General features: G+C 66.7%; 21 protein-coding genes and 1 tRNA gene. 11 read left to right on the forward strand and 11 right to left on the reverse strand.

All coding sequences use genetic code 11. From position 1 onward, the window contains the following. Positions 1–7 precede the first annotated feature (7 nt). The 7 genes from M2165_RS04295 to M2165_RS04325 form a co-directional block, all read right to left on the reverse strand. Positions 8–1,225 (reverse strand): hypothetical protein, encoded by a 1,218-nt coding sequence (locus M2165_RS04295; RefSeq protein WP_280813445.1) that lies wholly within the window; start codon positions 1,223–1,225, stop codon positions 8–10. 140 nt (positions 1,226–1,365) lie between these two features. Then, positions 1,366–2,595 (reverse strand): polysaccharide pyruvyl transferase family protein, encoded by a 1,230-nt coding sequence (locus tag M2165_RS04300; RefSeq protein WP_280813446.1) that lies wholly within the window; start codon positions 2,593–2,595, stop codon positions 1,366–1,368. 201 nt (positions 2,596–2,796) lie between these two features. Continuing rightward, a tRNA-Ser gene (locus M2165_RS04305) sits at positions 2,797–2,886 on the reverse strand. Positions 2,887–2,943: 57 nt separating this feature from the next. Further along, positions 2,944–4,275 (reverse strand): serine--tRNA ligase, encoded by a 1,332-nt coding sequence (gene serS / locus M2165_RS04310; RefSeq protein ID WP_280813447.1) that lies wholly within the window; start codon positions 4,273–4,275, stop codon positions 2,944–2,946. Between the two features lie 24 nt (positions 4,276–4,299). Beyond that, positions 4,300–5,262, reverse strand: a complete 963-nt coding sequence (locus M2165_RS04315; RefSeq protein ID WP_280813448.1) for a threonine/serine dehydratase — start codon at positions 5,260–5,262, stop codon at positions 4,300–4,302. After that, positions 5,259–6,227, reverse strand: a complete 969-nt coding sequence (gene ispH, locus M2165_RS04320; protein WP_280813449.1) for a 4-hydroxy-3-methylbut-2-enyl diphosphate reductase — start codon at positions 6,225–6,227, stop codon at positions 5,259–5,261. Before ispH ends, M2165_RS04315 begins: the two co-directional genes overlap by 4 nt. Positions 6,228–6,258: 31 nt before the next feature. Continuing rightward, positions 6,259–6,702 carry an FKBP-type peptidyl-prolyl cis-trans isomerase gene (locus M2165_RS04325; RefSeq protein WP_280813450.1) on the reverse strand — a complete coding sequence of 148 codons (444 nt, stop codon included), beginning with the start codon at positions 6,700–6,702 and terminating at the stop codon, positions 6,259–6,261. 108 nt (positions 6,703–6,810) lie between these two features. Here M2165_RS04325 and radC point away from each other — a divergent pair, with 108 nt between their 5' ends. Both radC and M2165_RS04335 read left to right on the forward strand, forming a co-directional pair. Further along, entirely contained in the window at positions 6,811–7,488 is a 678-nt protein-coding gene (gene radC, locus M2165_RS04330; protein WP_280813451.1) for a DNA repair protein RadC, read from the forward strand. Next, positions 7,488–8,156 (forward strand): Smr/MutS family protein, encoded by a 669-nt coding sequence (locus tag M2165_RS04335; RefSeq protein ID WP_280813452.1) that lies wholly within the window; start codon positions 7,488–7,490, stop codon positions 8,154–8,156. Before radC ends, M2165_RS04335 begins: the two co-directional genes overlap by 1 nt. Before the next feature lie 32 nt (positions 8,157–8,188). Here the strand turns inward: M2165_RS04335 and M2165_RS04340 are convergent, their stop codons facing one another. Beyond that, positions 8,189–9,412, reverse strand: a complete 1,224-nt coding sequence (locus M2165_RS04340; protein WP_280813453.1) for an FAD-dependent oxidoreductase — start codon at positions 9,410–9,412, stop codon at positions 8,189–8,191. 35 nt (positions 9,413–9,447) lie between these two features. Continuing rightward, positions 9,448–9,867: a group II truncated hemoglobin gene (locus M2165_RS04345; protein WP_280813454.1), complete on the reverse strand. Its 420-nt coding sequence runs from the start codon at positions 9,865–9,867 to the stop codon at positions 9,448–9,450. A gap of 147 nt (positions 9,868–10,014) precedes the next feature. On the opposite strand from M2165_RS04345, the gene M2165_RS04350 reads away from it, so the two are divergent. The 5 genes from M2165_RS04350 (at position 10,015) to M2165_RS04370 (ending at position 14,237) form a co-directional block, all read left to right on the forward strand. Next, a complete protein-coding gene (locus tag M2165_RS04350; protein WP_280813455.1) occupies positions 10,015–10,842 on the forward strand; it encodes an ABC transporter substrate-binding protein in 828 nt (275 codons plus the stop codon). 215 nt (positions 10,843–11,057) lie between these two features. Further along, complete coding sequence (locus M2165_RS04355; RefSeq protein ID WP_280817466.1) at positions 11,058–11,753, forward strand: amino acid ABC transporter permease; 696 nt, start codon at positions 11,058–11,060, stop codon at positions 11,751–11,753. Positions 11,754–11,755: 2 nt separating this feature from the next. Further along, positions 11,756–12,478 (forward strand): amino acid ABC transporter permease, encoded by a 723-nt coding sequence (locus M2165_RS04360; protein WP_280813456.1) that lies wholly within the window; start codon positions 11,756–11,758, stop codon positions 12,476–12,478. Beyond that, a complete protein-coding gene (locus tag M2165_RS04365; RefSeq protein WP_280813457.1) occupies positions 12,475–13,218 on the forward strand; it encodes an amino acid ABC transporter ATP-binding protein in 744 nt (247 codons plus the stop codon). The genes M2165_RS04360 and M2165_RS04365 overlap by 4 nt, the downstream gene beginning before the upstream one ends. Then, entirely contained in the window at positions 13,215–14,237 is a 1,023-nt protein-coding gene (locus M2165_RS04370; protein WP_280813458.1) for a 2-oxoglutarate and iron-dependent oxygenase domain-containing protein, read from the forward strand. Before M2165_RS04365 ends, M2165_RS04370 begins: the two co-directional genes overlap by 4 nt. A gap of 131 nt (positions 14,238–14,368) precedes the next feature. Here M2165_RS04370 and M2165_RS04375 read toward each other — a convergent pair whose 3' ends face one another. Further along, entirely contained in the window at positions 14,369–15,046 is a 678-nt protein-coding gene (locus M2165_RS04375) for an HAD family phosphatase (protein WP_280813459.1), read from the reverse strand. A 44-nt stretch (positions 15,047–15,090) separates the two neighbouring features. Beyond that, positions 15,091–16,434, reverse strand: coding sequence for an MFS transporter (locus tag M2165_RS04380; protein WP_280813460.1), 1,344 nt, complete (start codon positions 16,432–16,434; stop codon positions 15,091–15,093). A 177-nt stretch (positions 16,435–16,611) separates the two neighbouring features. Here M2165_RS04380 and cyoA point away from each other — a divergent pair, with 177 nt between their 5' ends. The 4 genes from cyoA to cyoD are packed head-to-tail and all read left to right on the forward strand — an operon-like array spanning position 16,612 to position 20,714. Next, positions 16,612–17,646 (forward strand): ubiquinol oxidase subunit II, encoded by a 1,035-nt coding sequence (gene cyoA, locus M2165_RS04385; RefSeq protein WP_280813461.1) that lies wholly within the window; start codon positions 16,612–16,614, stop codon positions 17,644–17,646. Positions 17,647–17,648: 2 nt separating this feature from the next. Continuing rightward, positions 17,649–19,655, forward strand: a complete 2,007-nt coding sequence (cyoB, locus tag M2165_RS04390) for a cytochrome o ubiquinol oxidase subunit I (RefSeq protein ID WP_280813462.1) — start codon at positions 17,649–17,651, stop codon at positions 19,653–19,655. Continuing rightward, positions 19,648–20,313 carry a cytochrome o ubiquinol oxidase subunit III gene (cyoC, locus tag M2165_RS04395; protein ID WP_280813463.1) on the forward strand — a complete coding sequence of 222 codons (666 nt, stop codon included), beginning with the start codon at positions 19,648–19,650 and terminating at the stop codon, positions 20,311–20,313. The genes cyoB and cyoC overlap by 8 nt, the downstream gene beginning before the upstream one ends. Beyond that, complete coding sequence (gene cyoD, locus M2165_RS04400) at positions 20,310–20,714, forward strand: cytochrome o ubiquinol oxidase subunit IV (protein ID WP_280813464.1); 405 nt, start codon at positions 20,310–20,312, stop codon at positions 20,712–20,714. The genes cyoC and cyoD overlap by 4 nt, the downstream gene beginning before the upstream one ends. Positions 20,715–20,768 lie beyond the last annotated feature (54 nt).

A 20,768-nucleotide genomic window follows, 5' to 3' on the forward strand; every position in this document is an offset into this window, starting at 1 on the left:
CGGATATTCACTGCTGAATACTTTCGTGTTGCGCCAAAAAGGCCAAGAGAGTGTCGATTTTTGCCGTCTTTCGCAGTTCGTGGGATAGCAGCGCTGCTGCGTTCTCTCGGACTCTCATGCTTTCGACCTGCCCATCGACATCGAACATCAACCAATCCAGCAACGCCGGAAGATGTCGGGCATCTTCCTGAAAGAAATGCTGTCCCGGTTTGAACTCTGGATGGGGCAAACATGGATCAGTGACAACCAAAGCGCCCGATGCCATGCCCTGCCGAACCATCCGATGCCACTCGAAGTAGGGAAACTCGTCTCGGTGGATATTGAGACTGATCTTCGATTGCCCAGCGACATGCCCAGCCAGCCGAGTCAACGATTGATTCTCCGCTTCCGCACGGATAGGGCCGCGCGACGCACGACGGTAGTAAATGAATGAAGGAATTCTGGCAAAAAAACCAGCGTTGCGAGCAAAGAATGCATCTCTTCGCGCACTCTCGCTGCCGAAAAAAGAAACACTGATAGGGCGTGCGGACCAATCGGGGGCGCGCGAGTCCCTGTTTCTCGCCTGCGCGGGGAGGCTTTTGAAAAGCGGATGGTCCACATCCGCTTCATCCAGGGCGTAGGCCTGAACCTTCGAGCTCGGCTCAAAGTGCAGCGCTGGCAGCCCGGCCTGCGCAAGCAAGCAGCTCACTTGTGGCGAAAGATCCAGGATGCCGCGGGACATCAACAGCGCAGGCAGGGCTCGCGCGAACCAGGGCGTCTGCAACTGCTCCGTGTTGAGCATGAAAGAGTTGGCCACGAAAGAGCCTTCCATCCACCTCGGTCCTTGACCAAGGATGAAGAACTCATGAGGCGCCACCACGATCCCCAAGGACATCTCTGCTCTCGATTCCGCCCGCTCGTCCAGCAGTGCAACCTTCACGCCTGCACTGCGGAGGTCTGCCGCAAGGTCCTCGGCAATCTCTTTCATGAAAATGTTGCCTAGAGAGCTCACGTAGATCGAGATGCACTTCTCCTGAAGGCTGGATACGAGCGCCGTCCGATCCACAGTCGCATCGAGAGCGAATGCTTCCGGCGCGGAAAGCGACATGGATCCGAGTGCGCGGGCAATTTCTTCTCGCCTGAACGCGGCACGCCCCTCCAGCGCAGCCCAGGCCTCGTCGCGAGCCGCGGATCCCGCGGTCCCCATGCCTGCTCGCAGTCCGCCATGGCCTGGATTCAGGAACATTGCCAGCTTCTCGAATCTGCGAATGCCGACTTCTGCGAGTTCTCGAGAGACTCCGGGAAGACGGGAACTAACCGATTCTTGCTGCCGCATATTTGGTCGTCACAACAATAGATACTTGAACGGGCCGGCCGCAAACCTCGTCAGTTGCTTTTTCCGATGATCTTTCGGATCTGTTCTTTGAAGCCGCCTGGAATGCCTTCTGCAACCACTCGGAGCGGCCGAGTGATTCGCCAACTGGAGGAGGCAAGCACCTTTTTCAGTTCTGCATGGGTGCGAGCCAGCTCGAGCAGGAGCTCATCTTCACGGTGCTTTCCGGCAAGGCATCTCGCATCGCTGTTTTCAAGCTCGCTTCTCAACTCCCGCATGCTCAGGTCCCACCGGTCCTTTTGCAATCGCAGCGCCCTCTGGTGCTTTTCCCGCTGCGTGGTTTCTCGCTCGAGTGCCTCTTTCAATTCCTGAATGACAGCGCGAGCCTCTTCGAGCTCAAGCCTCCATCGCCGTTCCCGCGCCGACTCATCGGCGTCTGGCAACGTGCCATGGCCTTCAAGGTCCGGTTCGGTCGAATCCGCCGAGGTATTCACGAAAATCGCGTTCGGAAATCGAGATCTCATCGAGTGCTCAAAGACCGCGCGATTTTTGTAATACGCATTTGGCAGCAAATAAACCTTTTTTTTCAAGAAAGCGGACAAGATCGAAACATGCAATCTGTCCGTACGAACCATTTCGAATGGCGCGATGAAGGCAGCCATCGAGTTCGTGGCATGGCCGCAGAATTCCTCGGAAGTCCAAACATCTCCGTTCCATGACATGGAGATATCGACATTTCCCCTCGGTATAGGAATCCGGCCTGCCGCCTCACCATCGGTGCGAAACGCGCTTAGAGAACCGGAACCTGCTTGAAAATACCGGGCAAAAAACGAGTCATCCAGAAAGAATGTGACGTCGTGGGACAAGTGGGTATTCTTCTCCGAGGCCCCGTTCATCAATGCCATGCGATGGGAAACGGGCTCGCGACAGAATACCGTGAGATTCTGCTTGGTACGAGAAAGCACATCCGCAAAGCCCACGATGGTATGGGGCAGCAAGATGATGCGGTCCACCGCTTCGTGACGTCTGATCAGATCCGCCACGTCGTCATATCGGCCTTCCACGAGGTTGCCACCGCCGCCGATCAACACAGTCCCACTTCGAACCGTGTCAGTCTGATGATGCGCCGTGAATTTTATTCCGTACGACTTGAACAACTCGTAGGTTGCATGAGCAATAAATCCGTCACCGGCATTCCCCGATTTCGGGAAAAAGTGAACATGCTCGCCGGCGAGCGACTGCAGCAACAATAAAAATGGATCGTCGGAAAAAGAGGGCAACATTTTACCGCGCTGACATTAAGACAAATCTATTTACCGATCCCGGCAATCAGGACAGGCAGATGCATTTACGCCATGGCGGCGAGCCCGGATACCCGATTCCACCGCGCAGTCCAAGGACAGACTATATCGCCATCGGAAAAAGCAATGACGGGCGAATTCGGCGCGACGAGCAAAAAAAATAGCCCCTTGCGGGGCCATTCTTGGAGGAGAGGGAGGGATTCGAACCCTCGGTACGTTCGCACGTACGCCTGATTTCGAGTCAGGTACATTCGACCACTCTGCCACCTCTCCGGTGCTGTCGAGCCTGCGATTCTAGCAGAGAAATTGAGCGGTTTTGCACGCGGTCGCTCAGGGCCGCAGCGTTTCCAGGCCGCCCAGGTAGGGGCGCAGCGCGGCGGGCACGCGGATCGAGCCGTCCTCGTTCTGGTGGTTCTCTAGCACCGCCACGAGCGTGCGGCCCACGGCCAGGCCGGAGCCGTTGAGCGTGTGGACCAGTTCGTTCTTGCCCTGGGCGTTCTTGAAGCGCGCCTGCAGGCGGCGCGCCTGGAAGGCTTCGCAGTTCGAGACCGAGCTGATCTCGCGGTAGGTGTCCTGCGCCGGCAGCCACACCTCGAGGTCGTAGGTCTTGGTGGCGCCGAAGCCCATGTCGCCGGTGCACAGCAGCACCACGCGGTAGGGCAGCTCCAGCGCCTGCAGCACGGCCTCGGCATGGCCGGTCATCTGCTCGAGCGCTTCGTAGCTCTTCTCGGGGTGCACGATCTGCACCATCTCGACCTTGTCGAACTGGTGCTGGCGGATCATGCCGCGCGTGTCGCGGCCGGCGCTGCCGGCCTCGGAGCGGAAGCACGGCGAATGCGCGGTAAGCCGGATCGGCAGCTGCGACTCGGCCACCACCTCGTCGCGCACGAAGTTGGTGAGCGGCACTTCGGCGGTCGGAATGAGGTAGAGCGCCGAATGGTCGGGCGCGGGCTCGCCGTCCTGACCGCCCTTCTTGGCGGCGAACAGGTCGCCCTCGAACTTCGGCAGCTGGCCGGTGCCGCTCAGGGTGGCGGCGTTGACGATGTAGGGCACGTAGCACTCGGTGTAGCCGTGCTGCTGCGTCTGCATGTCGAGCATGAACTGCGCGAGCGCGCGGTGCAGCCGGGCGATCGGGCCCTTCATCACGGTGAAGCGCGAGCCGGCGAGCTTGGCGCCGGTCTCGAAGTCGAGCCCCAGCGGCGCGCCAAGGTCGACATGGTCCCTGGGCGTGAAGCCCAGCGGCGCGGCCGATGCGCCGGCGCCGCCCTGCGGGCTCCAGCGGCGCTGCTCGACGTTGGCGGTCTCGTCCTCGCCGACCGGCACGCTGGCGTGCGGCAGGTTCGGCACGGCCAGCAGAAGCGCCTGCAGTTCGGGCTGGATCGCGTCGAGGCGCTTCGCGCCCGATTCCTGCTCGGCCTTGAGCGCGTTGACCTCGGCCATCAGCGCATCGACCGATTCGCCCTTGGCCTTCAGCGGGCCGATCTGCTTGTTGAGCACGTTGCGGCGGGCCTGGATTTCCTCGGTGCGGGTCTGCAGGGTCTTGCGCTCGGCCTCGAGCGCGGTGAAGGCCGCGACGTCGAGGTAGGGCTGGTTCTTCTTGCGTTTTTCGAGACCGGCGACGGCCGAGGCCAGGTCTTTGCGGAGCAGGGTGATGTCGAGCATCGGGCGATTTTAGGTGGCCGGGGTTCAGGCCAGCGTGGCGGGATCCACGTTCGCGCCGCAGACGATCAGGCACACCTTCTCGCCTTCGCGCGGCCGGTAGGCGCCGGTCTGCAGCGCGGCGAGCGGCAGCGCGGCGGCCGGCTCGACGGCGAGCTTCATTTCCTTCCAGAGCCACTGCTGGGCGGCGCGAATGGCATCGTCGGACAGCAGCAGCGCGCTCTGCACATGCTGCTGCGTGAGCTCCCAGGCGATGGCGCCGATGCGCCGCGCGCCGAGCGAATCGGCCGCGATGCCGCCGACCTCGACGTCGACCGGCTCGCCGGCCTCGCGTGCGCGAAACAGCGTCGGAGCGCGCTCGGGTTCGAGCGCCACCACGCGGGCTCGCCGCTCGAACCAGCCGGCAAGACCGGCGACCAGCCCGCCGCCGCCCACGCTCACGAGCACCGCGTCGGGCAGTCCGCCCTGCGTCTCGATCTCGTGGCCCAGGGTGCCGGCACCGGCCACGACTTCGGGCTGGTCGTAGGCGTGGGTCAGCAGCGCGCCGGTTTCCTTCTGCCGCGCGAGGCATGCGGCGAGCGCGTCGGCATAGACCTCGCCGACGACCACCACCTCGGCGCCGAGGGCGCGCAGCCGGGCGCGTTTGGCCTCGGGCGAGAGGCCGGGCAGGAACACCTGGCAGCGCACGCCGAGCGCCCGCGCCGCCGCGGCCGTCGCGATGCCCGCGTTGCCGCCCGAGGCGACGACGACGCCGCTTGCCGGAATCTCGTTGGCCAGCAGCCGGTTCATCATGCCGCGCGCCTTGAAGCTGCCGCTCACCTGCAGATGCTCGAGCTTGAGCCAGATCTCGGCCTGCGGAATCTCGAGGCCGAAGGCGCCCGCGGGCAGCTTCCAGAGCGGGGTTTCGCGCAGGAAGCCCGCCGAAGCGGCCTGCAGCCTGCGCACGGCGCCCTCGGTCTCGAGGCGCCAATTGGTTGTCGCGTGAATCAAGAGATGTGTCCCGGTGGTGGAATGTCGTCGAGCTTGAGCCCCTTGGGCAGCGGGAACTTGATGGTCTCCTCGATGCCGTCCATCTTGCGGACCGACACCGCGCCGAAGGCCCGCACGCGCTCGATCACGTCGCGCACCAGGACCTCGGGCGCCGATGCCCCGGCGGTGATGCCGACGCGCGTCTTGCCCTCGAACCACTCGGGCCTGAGTTCCTCGGCCGAATCGACCATGTAGCTCTCGGTGCCGAGGCGCTGCGCGAGTTCGCGCAGGCGGTTGCTGTTGGAACTGGTGGGGCTGCCGACCACGATCACGAGGTCGACCTGCGGGCTGAGGATCTTGACCGCGTCCTGGCGGTTCTGCGTGGCGTAGCAGATGTCCTGCTGCTTGGGTTCGCGCACGCTCGGAAAGCGCGCGCGCACGGCCGCCGCGATCTCGGCCGCGTCGTCGACGCTGAGCGTGGTCTGGGTCACCACCGCGAGCTTCTCGGCCTGCGCGGGCGCGACCCTGGCCACGTCCTCCACGTCCTCGACCAGGTGGATGCCGCTCGAGAGCTGGCCCATCGTGCCCTCGACCTCGGGGTGCCCCTTGTGGCCGATCATGATGAATTCGTAGCCCTCTTTCGCGAGCTTGGCGACCTCGACGTGCACCTTGGTCACGAGCGGGCAGGTGGCGTCGAAGATCTCGAAGCCGCGGTCGCGCGCCTCCTGCTGCACCGCCTTGCTCACGCCGTGGGCGCTGAACACCAGCGTGGCGCCGGGCGGCACCTCGGCCAGGTCCTCGATGAAGATCGCGCCCTTGGCCTTGAGCTCGTTGACAACGTAGGTGTTGTGCACGATCTCGTGACGCACGTAGATCGGCGCGCCGAACTTGGCGATCGCGCGCTCGACGATCTCGATCGCACGGTCCACGCCGGCGCAGAAGCCGCGCGGTTCGGCGAGGATGACTTCCTCGATGCCGGGGTTCATGGCGCCTCCCGAAGCGATGGACGCGGGCACATCACAGCACCCCGATCAGCTTGACTTCGAAGGTCACGGGCTGGCCCGCGAGCGGATGGTTGAAGTCGAAGCGCACCGCCGTCTCGTTCGATTCGACCACTGCGCCCGCATAGCTGCCGGCGCCGTCGGGCGTGGGGAACTGCACCACGTCGCCGACCGCGTACTGCTCGTCGGGATCGCCCATCTGCGCGAGCAGCTTGCGCGCCACCCATTGCTGCATCTCGGGATTGCGCTCGCCGAAGGCCTCGCCGGCAGGCAGCTCGAAGGTGGCGTGCGTGCCCTCCTCCAGGCCGATCAGCCGCTGCTCGACCGCGGGCGAAAGCTCGCCGGTGCCGAGCGACAGGGTCGCGGGCTTGTCGGCGAAGGTGTTGATGATGTCGCCTGCCGGTCCCGCGAGGCGGTAATGCAGGGTCAGGAAGGAGCCGGAATTCACGACGTGGGACATGGGTGCAGCGGAGGTGGGCAAAAGAGGGCGGGTGTCCCGATAAACTGGACTGCATTTTAAGGAGCGGGGGCTTCCGCCCGCTCTTTCAAGGTTTCACCAGGTTTTCCGATGGCATTCAAGGACCTCCCCGCCCACGCCCGCCCGCGCGAGAAGCTCATGGCGCGCGGCGCCGCTGCGCTGGCCGATGCCGAGCTGCTGGCGCTGCTGCTGCGCACCGGCGTCGCGGGAAAGAACGTGCTCCAGCTGTCGCAGGAACTGCTCGAACGCTTCGGCGGCCTCGCGGGCCTGCTGCAGACCAGCGCGGAAGACCTCAAGACGGTCAAGGGCATGGGCGGCGACACCAAGCGCGCCGAACTCATCGCGGTGCTCGAGCTCGCGCGCCGCGCCATGGCGGAGCGCCTGAAGGAACGAACGGTCTTCGATTCGCCCGAGGCGGTCAAGCAGTACCTGCAGATGCACATCGGCGCGCGGCCCTACGAAGTGTTCGCGGTGCTGTTCCTCGACGCGCAGCACCGGCTGATCGTGCTGGAGGAGCTGTTCCGCGGCACGCTGAACCAGACCAGCGTCTATCCGCGCGAAGTGGTGGTGCGCGCCCTGCACCACCAGGCCGCGGCCGTGGTGCTGTCGCACAACCATCCGAGCGGCAGCATCGCGCCCTCGCGCGCCGACGAGTCGCTCACGCAGACGCTGCGCGCCGCGCTCTCGCTGGTCGACGTGCGGGTACTCGACCACGTCATCGTCAGCGCCGGCCAGAGCTTCTCGATGGCCGAACAGGGCCTGCTCTGATGGCGCCGCGCAAGCCTCCTGCCCCGGCGCCGCTCAAGGACCTTGCGGACCTGAAGAAGGTGCAGCGCGCGATCGCCGAGACCCGCGAGCGCGAGGCCGCCGAAGCCGCAGCGCGCGCCGCGGCCGAACGCCGGCGCGCGGCCGAGAAGGACCTGTTCACGCGCGCGATCGGCGCGACGGCGCCGCTCAAGCGCAAGGCGGTGGTGGCGCTCGCGCCCGAGCCGCCGGCGCCCATTCCGGTGCAGCACCAGCTCGACGAGCAGCGCGTGCTGCGCGAATCGCTGTCCGACGAGTTCGACGTGACCACGCTGCTCGACGTCGACGATGCGATGAGCTTCCGCCGCCCCGGCATCGGCACCGACGTGACCGCGCGGCTGCGCAAGGGCGACTGGAGCATCCAGGCCCAGATCGACCTGCACGGCATGCGCAGCGACGAGGCGCGCGAGGCGCTCGGCGGCTTCATCCGCAATGCCCACAAGCAGGGGCTGCGCTGCGTGCGCGTGGTGCACGGCAAGGGCCTGGGCTCGCCCGGTCGCCAGCCGGTGCTCAAGACCAAGACCCAGCGCTGGCTGATCCAGAAGAACGAGGTCATCGCCTTCGTGCAGGCCAAGCCCGCCGAGGGCGGTGCCGGCGCGCTCGTGGTGCTGCTCGCGCCGGCGCGGCGCTGAGCGCACGGGTCCGCGCCGCGGGTCGCGGTCCTTCAAGCCAGATGGTTCTTGAGCGGCACCGCGGCATCCGCCACGGCTTCGGGCGCGGGGCTGCGGCCGGCCTCGAGCAGCTTGCGGCTCATCATGTGGTCGACCGGCGCATTGACCGACTCCACGCACACGAGCTGGCCATCGACGTAGTGGAACAGCGAGAAGGCATCGGGCTTGGGACCGGGCCGGCGCACGCTCGCGAGCCCGGGCGTGCCCTCGGCGGGCATCAGGCCGGCCATCTGCAGCCGCAGGGCGCCCTGGTCGGACCAGAACCACGCCACCGCATCGTGCGGCCGCGCCGCACCGGTCAGCGTCGCGACCGCGGTGCGCGCCTGGTCGTTCGCGTTCTGCACCGATTCGAGCCGCAGCGCGCGGCCCGCGCGGCGGTCGGGAAAGCGCGTGCAGTCGCCGACCGCGAGCACGCCGGGCGCGCTGGTCTGCATGTGGGCGTCGACCACGATGCCGTCGGCGCATTCGATGCCCGCGGCCTGCGCGAGCGCGGTCTCGGGCACGGCGCCGATGCCCAGCAGCAGCAGGTCGACCGGATGCTTCACGCCGTCGACCTCGATCGAGCGCAGCCGGTCGCCCTCGACCTCGAAGGCGCCCGTGCGCGCGCCGAGCGCGATCTCGATGCCCGCCGCGCGGTGCGTGGCCAGCACATGCGCCGAGAATTCGGGCGACACCGCGCGGCCCAGCAGCCGCGGCGCGCTTTCGATCACCCGCACCTGCTTGCCGAGCGCGCGTGCGGTCGCGGCCACCTCCAGGCCGATGAAGCCGCCGCCGAGGATGGTGACCTGCTGCGCATCGGCCAGCCGCGCGCGCAGCCGGTGCGCCTCGTCGGCGGCGCGCAGGCTCGCGACGTTCTCCAGGCCCGGCGGCAGGTCGGGCATCTGCCGTGCGCGCGTGCCGGTGGCCAGCACGAGGTGTTCCCAGGGCAGCACCGCGCCCGAGCGCAGCGTGACGGTGCGCGCCGCGCGGTCGATCGCCACGGCGGCATCGCCCAGGTGCAGCGTGATGCCGGCCTCGCGGTACCAGTCGGCGGCCTTGTGCGGCTGCGGGGTTTCTTCGGCGTTCTTCAGGAAGGCCTTCGACAGCGGCGGCCGGTGGTAGGGCTCGCAGGCCTCCTCGCAGACCAGATGCACGCGCGCGCCCTGCCCGGCTTCCGCCAGGCCCGCGCAGAGCTGGGCCGCGGCGTGGCCGCCGCCGATGATGACGATGGAATTCATGGAAAGCGTCTTTCGGAGTCGTGGGTATCGGGGGGTCAACCGTTGCGGTTGCGCATCCAGTCGGCCGTCTGGAAGAAGGAGTCGCGCAGCCGCGCGCGCAGGCCCTCGGGCACGCCGGTCTCGCCCATCGCCTGGTCCATGCAGGCGAGCCACTGGTCGCGCTCCTTGATGCCGATGGTGTGGCCGCCGATGCTCTGCGGCAGATGGCGCGCACGCAGCATCGGATGGCCGAAGCGGTCGGTGTAGTGCTGCGGCCCGCCCAGCCAGCCGCAAAGGAACCAGAAGAGGCGCTGGCGCGCGTTGTCGAGGTCGGGACCGTGCACCGCGCGCAACTGCGCATAGGCCGGCTCGAGTTCCATCAGGTCGTAGAAGCGATCGACCAGCGCCTGGACCTTGGGCTCGCCGCCGATCCATTCGAAGGGCGTGTCGAAGGGCGGCTTTTCTTGAATCTGCATCCCGGGAGTATCCCTCGGCGACCATGCCGGGGTCAGGCCCATGGGCTGATCCATATGCATATGTCGATTCGCGATTTAATAATCCAGGGTTTTATTGATATGGTTCGCGCCCGATTCATCCCTCACGCAGAGAGAAAGAGACTCACCATGCGCCACACCCTGCTGACCGCGGCCCTGACGGCCGCCGCCCTGCTGCTCGGCAGCGCCGCCCATGCCGACCAGCTCGCCGACATCAAGAAGAAGGGCGAGCTCGTGGTCGGCGTGCTCGGCACCGACGAGCCCGCGACCTTCATCGACCCGAAGACGCGCCAGATCGTCGGCTACGAGGTCGACCTGGTGAACGCGATCGCGAAGAAGATCGGCGTGAAGCCGGTGCTCAAGCAGATCGCCGTGGCCGCGCGGATTCCCGAGCTGCAGCAGGGCCACGTCGACCTGGTGGCCGCGGGCCTCACGCACAACAAGGAGCGCGAGGCGCAGATCGACTTCTCGCTCACCACCTTCGTGACCGGCCAGAAGGCCGTCGTCAAGAAGGACAGCGGCATCACCGAGGTGTCCCAGCTCGCCGGCAAGAAGGTGCTGACCATCCGTGGCGGCACGCAGGAGCCGAACATCCGCAAGGCCGTGCCCACGGCCGAGGTCGTGACCTTCGACACCAGCCAGCAGGCCTTCCAGGCGCTGCAGCAGGGCAAGGGCGTGGGCTACGTGGACGACGAGGCGGCGCTGCTGCGCAGCTACGCCAAGCTCGGGCCGCAGAAGGCCAAGTACGTGGTGCTCAAGCAGAACCTCAGCACCGAATCGCTCGCGATCGGCATCAAGAAGGGCGAGACCGCGCTCAAGGCGGTGGTGGACGACACGCTGCGCGAACTCGAGAAGTCGGGCGAGGCGCAGAAGATCTTCCTCAAGTGGTATGGGCCGAACACGGCGTCGGGCTTCCAGACGCGCGACTTCAAGCTCGAAACCGACAAGATCGATTGACGTTTCGGGGGCGCCTCGCTCGAGCGGGGTGAGGGAGCGGGAGCGGGCAGTCGGACGCAGAGGACGCGAAGATTCCGCGAAGGACGCGAAAGGAGAGAAAGAAAAATTTCAAGGTTTTCTTTCGCGTCCTTCGCGAGTCCTTCGCGTCCTCTGCGTCCGGAAGTCCGCGCCCGAAGAACCGACCCACACCGACCGCGGTGATACTGTCGCCCCTCATGCCGCTGTTCGACTATTCGCTGCTGCTGACCGGCCAATACCACGACATGCTGGTGGCGGGCCTGTGGCTCTCGCTGCAACTGCTCGTCGTCTCGCTCGTCTGCGCGCTGCCGATCGCGCTGGTGGTCGCCCTGCTGCGGCTCGCGCCGGTGGCGCCGCTGCGCTGGCTCGGCTTTGCGTATGTGGAGTCGATCCGCAACATTCCGCTGCTCGCGCACATGCTGTTCTGGTACTTCGGCGCGCCCGAGCTGCTGCCCGAGGGCATCAAGCAGCGGCTCTACGAGGGCCACATCGAGGCCTACAGCGCCATCGTCGCGCTCTCGCTCTACACCGCGGCCTTCATGGCCGAGGACATCCGCAGCGGCATCCGCGCGATTCCCGCGGTGCAGTTCGAGGCCGGGCGCGCGCTCGGCTTCGGCTTTCTGGGCACCATGCGCCGCGTCGTGCTGCCGCAGGCGCTGCGCGTGACCGTGCCGCCGCTGATCTCGCAGACGCTGAGCCTCTGGAAGAACACCTCGATCGCGACCGTGATCGGCGTCGCCGAGCTGATGTACCAGGCCGGCCAGGTCGAGAGCGCGACCTTCCGCAGCTTCGAATCCTTCGCGTTCGCGAGCGCGGCCTACCTCACGGTCTCGCTCGCGATCACGGGACTCGCGAGCTGGTACCACCACCGCTTTCCGGTGCGCACGCTGTGAGCATGCTCGACGTCGTCCAGGACTACTGGGTCTACTTCCTGATCGGCCAGTACCCGAACGGGCCGCTGGGCGGGCTGGTGCTCACGCTGCTGCTGGCCTCCTGCGGGCTGGTGCTCGCGCTGCCGCTGGGCATCGTGCTCGGGCTCGCGCGCGTGAGCCCGTGGCGCTGGCTGCGCTGGCCGGTCACGGGCTTCGTGTTCGTGGTGCGCGGGCTGCCGCTGCTGATGGTGATCTTCTGGGCCTACTTCTTCCTGCCCAGCGTGACGGGCGTGAAGACCGACCAGTTCACCACCATGCTGATCGCGCTGGTGGTGTTCGATGCGGCCTACCTCGCCGAGATCGTGCGCGCCGGCATCCAGGGCCTGCCGCGCGGCCAGATGGAAACCGCGCGCGCGCTCGGCCTCGGCTACGGCGCCGCGATGCGCCTGGTGGTGCTGCCGCAGTCGCTGCGCAGCATGCTGCCCTCGCTCGTGAACCAGTTCGTCTCCACCATCAAGGAGACCTCGCTCGGCTACATCATCGGCCTGGCGGAGGTGTCGTTCATCGCGACCCAGATCAACACCCAGGTGTTCACCAAGCCGGCCCAGATCTACCTGATCCTGGGGCTGACCTATTTCATCCTCTGCTTCGGGCTCTCGCGCCTGGCCTATGCGCTCGAACGCCGGCTCGCCCGGCGCGGCCTGGCCGTGGCCGACCCCGACGCGGCTCCCAAGGTGTCCGCATGATCGAACTCCAGAACGTCGACAAGTGGTACGGCAGCTACCACGCGCTCGTGGACGTGAGCGAAACCATCCGGAAGGGCGAGGTGGTGGTGGTGTGCGGCCCCTCCGGCTCGGGCAAGTCCACGCTGATCCGCACCTTCAACCGGCTGGAGCCGATCCAGTCGGGCCGCATCCTGATCGACGGCCAGGACATCCATGCGCCGGGCATCGACGTGAACGCGTTCCGCTCGCGCATCGGCTTCGTGTTCCAGCAGTTCAACCTGTTCCCGCACCTCACGGTGCTGCAGAACTGCACGCTGGCGCCGATGCAGCTGCGCGGCCTCTCGCGCGCCGAGGCCGACGAGCGAGCCATGGCGCTGCTCGCGCGCGTGGGCCTCGCGAACAAGGCGCGCGCCTGGCCCAGCGAGCTCTCGGGCGGCCAGCAGCAGCGCGTGGCGATCGCGCGCGCGCTCGCGATGCAGCCGCCGCTGATGCTGTTCGATGAGCCCACGAGCGCGCTCGACCCCGAGATGGTCGGCGAGGTGCTGCTGGTGATGCGCGACCTCACGCGCGACGGCATGACCATGGTCTGCGTGACGCACGAGATGGGCTTCGCGCGCGAGGTGGCCGACCGCGTGCTGTTCATGGACGAGGGCCGGGTGCTCGAGCGCGCCACGCCCGACGACTTCTTCAACCGACCGCAGCATCCGCGCGCGCAGCAGTTCCTGTCCGACATCCGCTCGCCCTTCGCCCGCACCCCATGACGAACACCGAGTCCCGCCCCGCCCTCCCCGTGATCGACGTCGCGCCGCTGGTGGCCGGCGCGCCCGGCCGCGACGCCGTGGCCGCGCAGATCGGCACCGCCTGCCGCGCGCACGGCTTCTTCTACGTCACCGGCCACGGCGTCGATGCGGCGCTGGTGCAGCGGCTCGAAGCGCTGAGCCACCGCTTCTTCGACCTGCCCGAAGCCACCAAGATGCAGTGGCGCATGGCGCTCGGCGGGCGCGCCTGGCGCGGCTACTTTCCGCTCGGCGGCGAGCTGACCTCGGGCCGGCCCGACTGGAAGGAAGGCCTCTACCTCGGCACCGAGCTGCCCGCCACCCATCCGCTGGTGCAGGCGAAGACGCCGGTGCACGGGCCCAACCTGTTTCCCGACGCGCCGGGGCTGGAGGATTTCCGGGCGACCATCCTCGCCTACATGGCAGCCGTGACCGGGCTCGGCCACCGGCTGATGGAAGGCATCGCGCTGAGCCTCGGCCTGCCCGCGGGCTACTTCGCCGAACGCTACACGGCCGATCCGCTGATCCTGTTCCGCCTCTTCAACTATCCCTCGCAGCCGGTGCCCGAGGGGCTGGACGTGCAATGGGGCGTGGGCGAGCACACCGACTACGGGCTGCTCACGATCCTGCACCAGGACGCGGTCGGCGGCCTCGCGGTGCACACGCCCGCGGGCTGGATCGACGCGCCGCCGATCGCGGGCTCCTTCGTGTGCAACATCGGCGACATGCTCGACCGCATGACGGGCGGGCTCTACAAGTCGACGCCGCACCGGGTGAAGCGCAACACCTCGGGACGCGACCGGCTGTCCTTCCCGCTCTTCTTCGATCCGAACTTCGAAGCCCGCGTGCAGCGCATCGAAGGCCTCGAAGGCGCCGCCGCGCGCGACGACAGCGCCGAGCGCTGGGACCGCGCCAACGTGCACGCCTTCAACGGCCGCTACGGCGACTACCTGCTGGCCAAGGTCTCGAAGGTGTTCCCGCAGTTGCGGGACGAGGTGCTGTGAAAGGGGGCGGGCAGCCGAACGCAGAAGGAAGTCAAAAGTGCGCAGAGGTCGCAAAAAAAACCATCAAGTTTTGGCTGTTCTTCTGCGACTTCTGCGAGACCTTCGCGCCCTCTGCGTTCGGCTGCCCGCCTTCAGGCAACCCTCATCCCCGGAAACCAGCGCGGCAGGTGCGCCATGGCGTCGTGCAGCGATTCGAGCACGTGGAAGGCCTGCGCGATGACGGCCGCCGGCGGGTGCTTGAGGTCGGGCACGATCACCACCCGCAGGCCCGCGGCCAGCGCGGCGCGGGCGCCGTTCTCGCTGTCCTCGAAGGCGATGCAGTCGGCGGGCGCCACGCCCAGGCGTTCGGCCGCGAGCCGGTAGAGGGCGGGGTCGGGCTTGGCGCGCGCCACCTCGTCGCCGCCCGCGAAGGCCTCGAAGTGGTGGAGCACGTCGATGCTCTCCAGACAGGTGCGGATCTGCGCGCTGGTCGACGACGAGGCCACTGCGCAGCGCGTGCCGCGCGCCCGCAGCGCGGCAAGCAGTTCGCCCGCGCCGGGCTTGATCGGGAACAGCGGCGTGCCGTCCGAGCGCTCCAGCTGCAGCAGCCTGCGCACGTGCGCGACCGCGTGCCGGTAGGCCTCGGCGCCGCCGAGCAGTCCGGCGAGGATCAGCTCCGACTCCGCCGTGGCCAGGCCGACCACCTGCAGGTACTCGCTGTGCGAAAGCTCGATGTCGAGCGTGCGGGCTGCCTCGATCCATGCGGCCATGATGGGGCGCTCCGAATCGATCAGCAGCCCGTCCATGTCGAAGATGGCGGCGGCGAACATGGCCGCATCCTAAGCCACCGCGCGCGAGGGCGCGGCGGCCGGCTTCAGTCGCGCACCAGCGCGCGGTTCAGCCCCAGCGCCGCCAGCGTGCCGGCCGCGCCCGAGAGCAGGTAGACGCTGACGTAGGCCAGGCCGAAGTTGGCCGACAGGCCCAGCGCCACCAGCGGCGCGAAGGCGGCGCCGATGAGCCATGCGAGGTCGGCCGTGAGCGCGGCGCCGGTGTAGCGGTACTTGGGCGCGAAGTTCGAGTTCACCGCGCCCGCCGCCTGGCCGTACGACAGGCCCAGCAGCACGAAGCCCAGCAGGATGAAGATGTCCTGTCCGATGTTGCCGCCGTCGAGCAGCGTGGGCGCGAAGCCGCTGAACACCGCGATCAGCGCGGCCAGGCCGCCGAGCGTGAAGCGCCGGCCCACGCGGTCGGCGATCAGGCCCGAGGCCACGATGCCACCTGCGCCGAGCACCGCGCCGATCATCTGCACCACCAGGAACTCGGTGATCGACTGGTCGGAATAGAGCGTGATCCACGACAGCGGGAACACCGTGATCAGGTGGAACAGCGCATAGCTCGCGAGGGCCGCGAAGGCGCCGATCAGCAGGTTGGTGCCCTGCGAGGAGCGGATCAGCTCGACCACGCTCGTGGGCTCGAGCTCGCGCTCCTCGAGCTGGCGCGAGTATTCGTCGGCCGCCACCAGCCGCAGGCGCGCGAACAGCGCCACCACGTTGATCGCGAAGGCCACGTAGAAGGTGTAGCGCCAGCCCCAGTCGAGAAAGTCCTTGTGCGAGAGGTTGGCGTAGAGAAAGGCGAACAGCGCGCTCGCCACGAAGAAGCCGAGCGGCGCGCCGAGCTGGCCCAGCATCGCGTACCAGCCGCGGCGGTTCTGCGGCGCGTTGAGCGCGAGCAGCGAGGGCAGCCCGTCCCACGAGCCGCCGAGCGCGAGGCCCTGCGCGAAGCGGAACACCGACAGCAGCACGATCGCGCTGAACCCGATGCTCGCGTAGCCCGGCAGGAAGGCGATGCCCGCGGTGGAGGTGCCGAGCAGGAAGAGCGCGATCGTCAATTTGGCCTCGCGCCCGAAGCGGCGCTGGATCATCATCGAGATGACGGTGCCGAAGGGCCGCGCGATGAATGCGAAGGAAAAGACCACGAAGGCGTAGAGGGTTCCCTCGAGGCGCGGCTCGAACGGAAAGAACACCGCCGGGAACACCAGCACCGAGGCGATGCCGTAGACGAAGAAGTCGAAATACTCCGACGCGCGGCCGATGACCACGCCGACGGCGATTTCGCCTGGCGCAATGTGCGAATGCTCGTCGCCCTCCCGGGCATCGTTCACGGACGTGTGCGGCACAGGCTGTGCGCCTTGCGGACTGAGGCTGGACGTCGTCGTCATTGCGTTCTTTAATTCGGGTGTCACGTGCAGTGACAAGGGTAGACCATTGAACTGAGGCTCCAAGCGTCTCACCGAACGGGCATTCCCGCCATAGGACAAAACGTCCAATGGCCGGCCGCAACCTTTGGTCGTAGATTGTGGGGTCTTTGCGCAGCCCACGCACTTCCTTCTTTCGGCATGCCTACCTCCAAATCCCTTCGCCGATGGCTCCTGTTGCTCCCGCTGGCCCTGCTCGCGGGCTGCAACACGGTGCTGATGAACCCCTCCGGCGACATCGCCAACCAGCAGGGGCGGCTGATCGTCGTCTCCACCGTGCTGATGCTGATCATCATCGTCCCGGTGATCGCGCTGACCCTGTTCTTCGCCTGGCGCTATCGCCAGTCGAACAAGGAGGCCGAGTACAAGCCCGACTGGGATCACTCGACGCAGCTCGAACTCGCGATCTGGGCCGCGCCGCTGCTGATCATCATCGCGCTGGGCGCGATCACCTGGATCAGCACCCACACGCTCGATCCGTACCGCCCGCTCGCCCGCCTCGACGCCGAGCGCCCGGTGCCGGCCGACGTCAAGCCGCTGGAGGTGCAGGTGGTGGCGCTCGACTGGAAGTGGCTCTTCATCTACCCCGAGCAGGGCATCGCGACGGTCAACGAGATGGCCGCGCCGGTGGACCGGCCGATCACCTTCAAGATCACCGCCTCCACGGTGATGAACTCCTTCTTCATCCCGGCGCTCGCGGGCCAGATCTACGCCATGCCCGGCATGGAGACCAAGCTGCACGCGGTCATCAACAAGCCCGGCGAGTTCGAGGGCTTCTCGGCCAACTACAGCGGCGCGGGCTTCTCGGGCATGCGCTTCAAGTTCCACGGCCTGAGCCATGAAGGCTTCGACCAGTGGGTGCAGAAGGTCAAGGCCGGCAAGGACGGCGAGCTCACGCGCGAGCTCTACCAGAAGACGCTCGAGCGGCCGACCGAATACGAACCCGTGCGCCACTACCGCGCCATCGCGCCCGACCTGTACGACGCCATCCTCAACCTCTGCGTCGACCGCAACAAGATGTGCATGAAGGAAATGATGGCCATCGACGCGGACGGCGGCCTGGGCAAGCCCGGCGCCTTCAACGTCGCCGTCAAGCAGGCCTGGCAGACCGATTCCCTCCTTACCGATTCGCCCAAGCGCAAGTACGTCACCGCGATGTGCACCACCGAAGAATGACGATGCCCGAAAACCTCGACCTGACGAAGCTCGTCTTCGGCCGCCTCAGCTGGGAGGCGATTCCCCTGCATGAGCCCATCCTGCTCGCGACCTTCGCGGCCGTGGTGCTGGGCGGCATCGCGATCGTGGGCGCCCTCACCTACTTCAAGCTCTGGGGCACGCTGTGGCGCGACTGGTTCACCAGCATCGACCACAAGAAGATCGGCATCATGTACATCGTGCTCGGCCTGGTGATGCTGCTGCGCGGCTTCGCCGACGCGATCATGATGCGCGCCCAGCAGGCCGTCGCCTTCGGCGACAACATGGGCTACCTGCCGCCGCACCACTACGACCAGATCTTCACCGCCCACGGCGTGATCATGATCTTCTTCGTGGCGATGCCGCTGGTCACGGGCCTGATGAACTTCGTCGTGCCGCTGCAGATCGGCGCGCGCGACGTGGCCTTCCCGTTCCTGAACAACTTCAGCTTCTGGATGACCACCTTCGGCGCCGCGCTCGTGATGGCGTCGCTGTTCGTCGGCGAGTTCGCCAAGACCGGCTGGCTCGCGTACCCGCCGCTGTCGGGCATCCTCTACAGCCCCGACGTGGGGGTCGACTACTACATCTGGTCATTGCAGATCGCGGGGGTGGGCACGCTGCTGTCGGGGGTCAACCTGCTGGTCACCATCGTGAAGATGCGGGCGCCCGGCATGACGATGATGAAGATGCCGGTCTTCACCTGGACCGCGCTGTGCACCAACGTGCTGATCGTCGCCGCCTTCCCGGTGCTGACCGCCGTGCTGGCCCTGCTCTCGCTCGACCGCTACGTCGGCACCAACTTCTTCACGAACGACCTCGGCGGCAACGCCATGATGTACGTGAACCTGATCTGGATCTGGGGCCACCCCGAGGTGTACATCCTGATCCTGCCGGCCTTCGGCATCTTCTCGGAGGTGGTGTCCACCTTCTCGGGCAAGCGGCTCTTCGGCTACGCCTCGATGGTCTACGCCACGGTGGTGATCACGATCCTGTCGTACCTGGTCTGGCTGCACCACTTCTTCACCATGGGCTCGGGCGCGAGCGTGAACTCGTTCTTCGGGATCACGACGATGATCATCTCGATCCCGACGGGCGCGAAGATCTTCAACTGGCTCTTCACGATGTACAAGGGCCGCATCCGCTACGAGCTGCCGATGATGTGGACCGTGGGCTTCATGGTCACCTTCGTGATCGGCGGCATGACGGGCGTGCTGCTCGCGGTGCCCCCGGCCGACTTCGTGCTGCACAACAGCCTGTTCCTGATCGCCCACTTCCACAACGTGATCATCGGCGGCGTGCTGTTCGGCATGCTCGCGGGCATCACCTACTGGTTTCCCAAGGCCTTCGGCTACAAGCTCGATCCGTTCTGGGGCAAGTGCTCGTTCTGGTTCTGGCTCGTGGGCTTCTGGGTCGCGTTCATGCCGCTGTACGTGCTGGGCCTGATGGGCGTCACGCGCCGCATGAGCCACTTCCAGGACATGTCGCTGCAGATCTGGTTCCAGATCGCCGCCTTCGGCGCGGTGCTGATCGCACTCGGCATCGCCTGCTTCCTGATCCAGCTGGTCGTGAGCTTCCTGCGCCGCGACGCGCTGCGCGACACCACGGGCGACCCGTGGAACGGCCGCACGCTCGAATGGTCGACCTCGTCGCCGCCGCCGGCCTACAACTTCGCGTTCACGCCGCGCATCCATGACAACGACGCCTGGACCGACATGAAACGCCGCGGCTACACGCGTCCGCTCGAGGGCTTCACGCCGATCCACATGCCGAAGAACACCAGCGCCGGCTTCATCATCGCGGCCCTGTCCGCGGTCTGCGGCTTCGGGCTGATCTGGCAGATGTGGCTGGTGGCCGGCGCGGCGTTCGTCGCCATGGTCGCCGCCGTGATCATCCACACCTTCAACTACAAGCGCGACTACCACATCCCCGCCGAAGAGGTGGTTCGCACCGAGACCGAACGCACGCGCCTGCTGGCCACCGCCCATGTCTGACACCACCGCACTCCACGCCCCCGGCGGCGTCCACGCCCACAGCGACCAGACGGGCAAGCCGCCCGTGTTCGAGTTGTTCCACGTCGGCAACGACCACCATCCGGAGAACGGCACCCTGCTCGGGTTCTGGATCTACCTGATGAGCGACTGCCTCATCTTCGCCTGCCTGTTCGCGGTGTACGGCGTGCTGGGCCGCAGCTACGCGGCCGGCCCCTCGGGCGCCGACCTGTTCGACCTGCCGCTGGTGGCGGTCAACACCTCGCTGCTGCTGCTGTCGTCGATCACCTACGGCTTCGCCGTGCTCGAGATGCAGAAGAAGCGCATGCGCGGCACGCTCGTCTGGCTCGCGGTCACCGGCCTGCTCGGCGCCGGCTTCATCGGCCTCGAGCTGTACGAATTCGCGCACCTGATCCACGAGGGCGCGGGCCCGCAGCGCAGCGCCTTCCTGTCGGCCTTCTTCGCGCTGGTCGGCACCCACGGCCTGCACGTGAGCTTCGGCATCATCTGGCTCGTGGTGCTGATGTTCCAGCTGCCCAAGCACGGCTTCAACGCCGCCAACCGCCGCCGCCTGATGTGCCTGTCGATGTTCTGGCACTTCCTGGACGTGGTCTGGATCGGCGTCTTCACCTTCGTGTACCTGATGGGATCAATGCAATGAGCACCCACACCGAAACCGCCGGCCACGGCGCCCATGGCCGCGACAAGCACGGCCACGACGACGGCCCCGAGAGCCACAGCACCTTCAAGGGCTACATGACCGGCTTCGTGCTGGCCGTGATCCTGACCGCGATCCCGTTCTGGCTCGTCATGGGCAACGTGCTCGGCAAGCCCAGCACCACCTCGTTCGTGATCCTGGGCCTGGCCGCGGTGCAGATCGTGGTGCACATGGTCTACTTCCTGCACATGGACGCCAAGTCCGAGAGCGGCTGGAACATGCTGGCGCTGATCTTCACGATCGTGCTCGTCGTCATCACGCTGGCCGGCTCGCTCTGGGTCATGTACCACATGAACACCAACATGATGCCGATGTCGGTGCACGACATGAAGAACATGCCTTGACCGCTTCCGCGCCAGACCAAGCACCCGCAGCCGCCGGCCGCCCGCGTTCCGCGG

The organism is Variovorax sp. TBS-050B (assembly GCF_029893635.1).
Taxonomy (GTDB): Bacteria; Pseudomonadota; Gammaproteobacteria; order Burkholderiales; family Burkholderiaceae_C; genus Variovorax.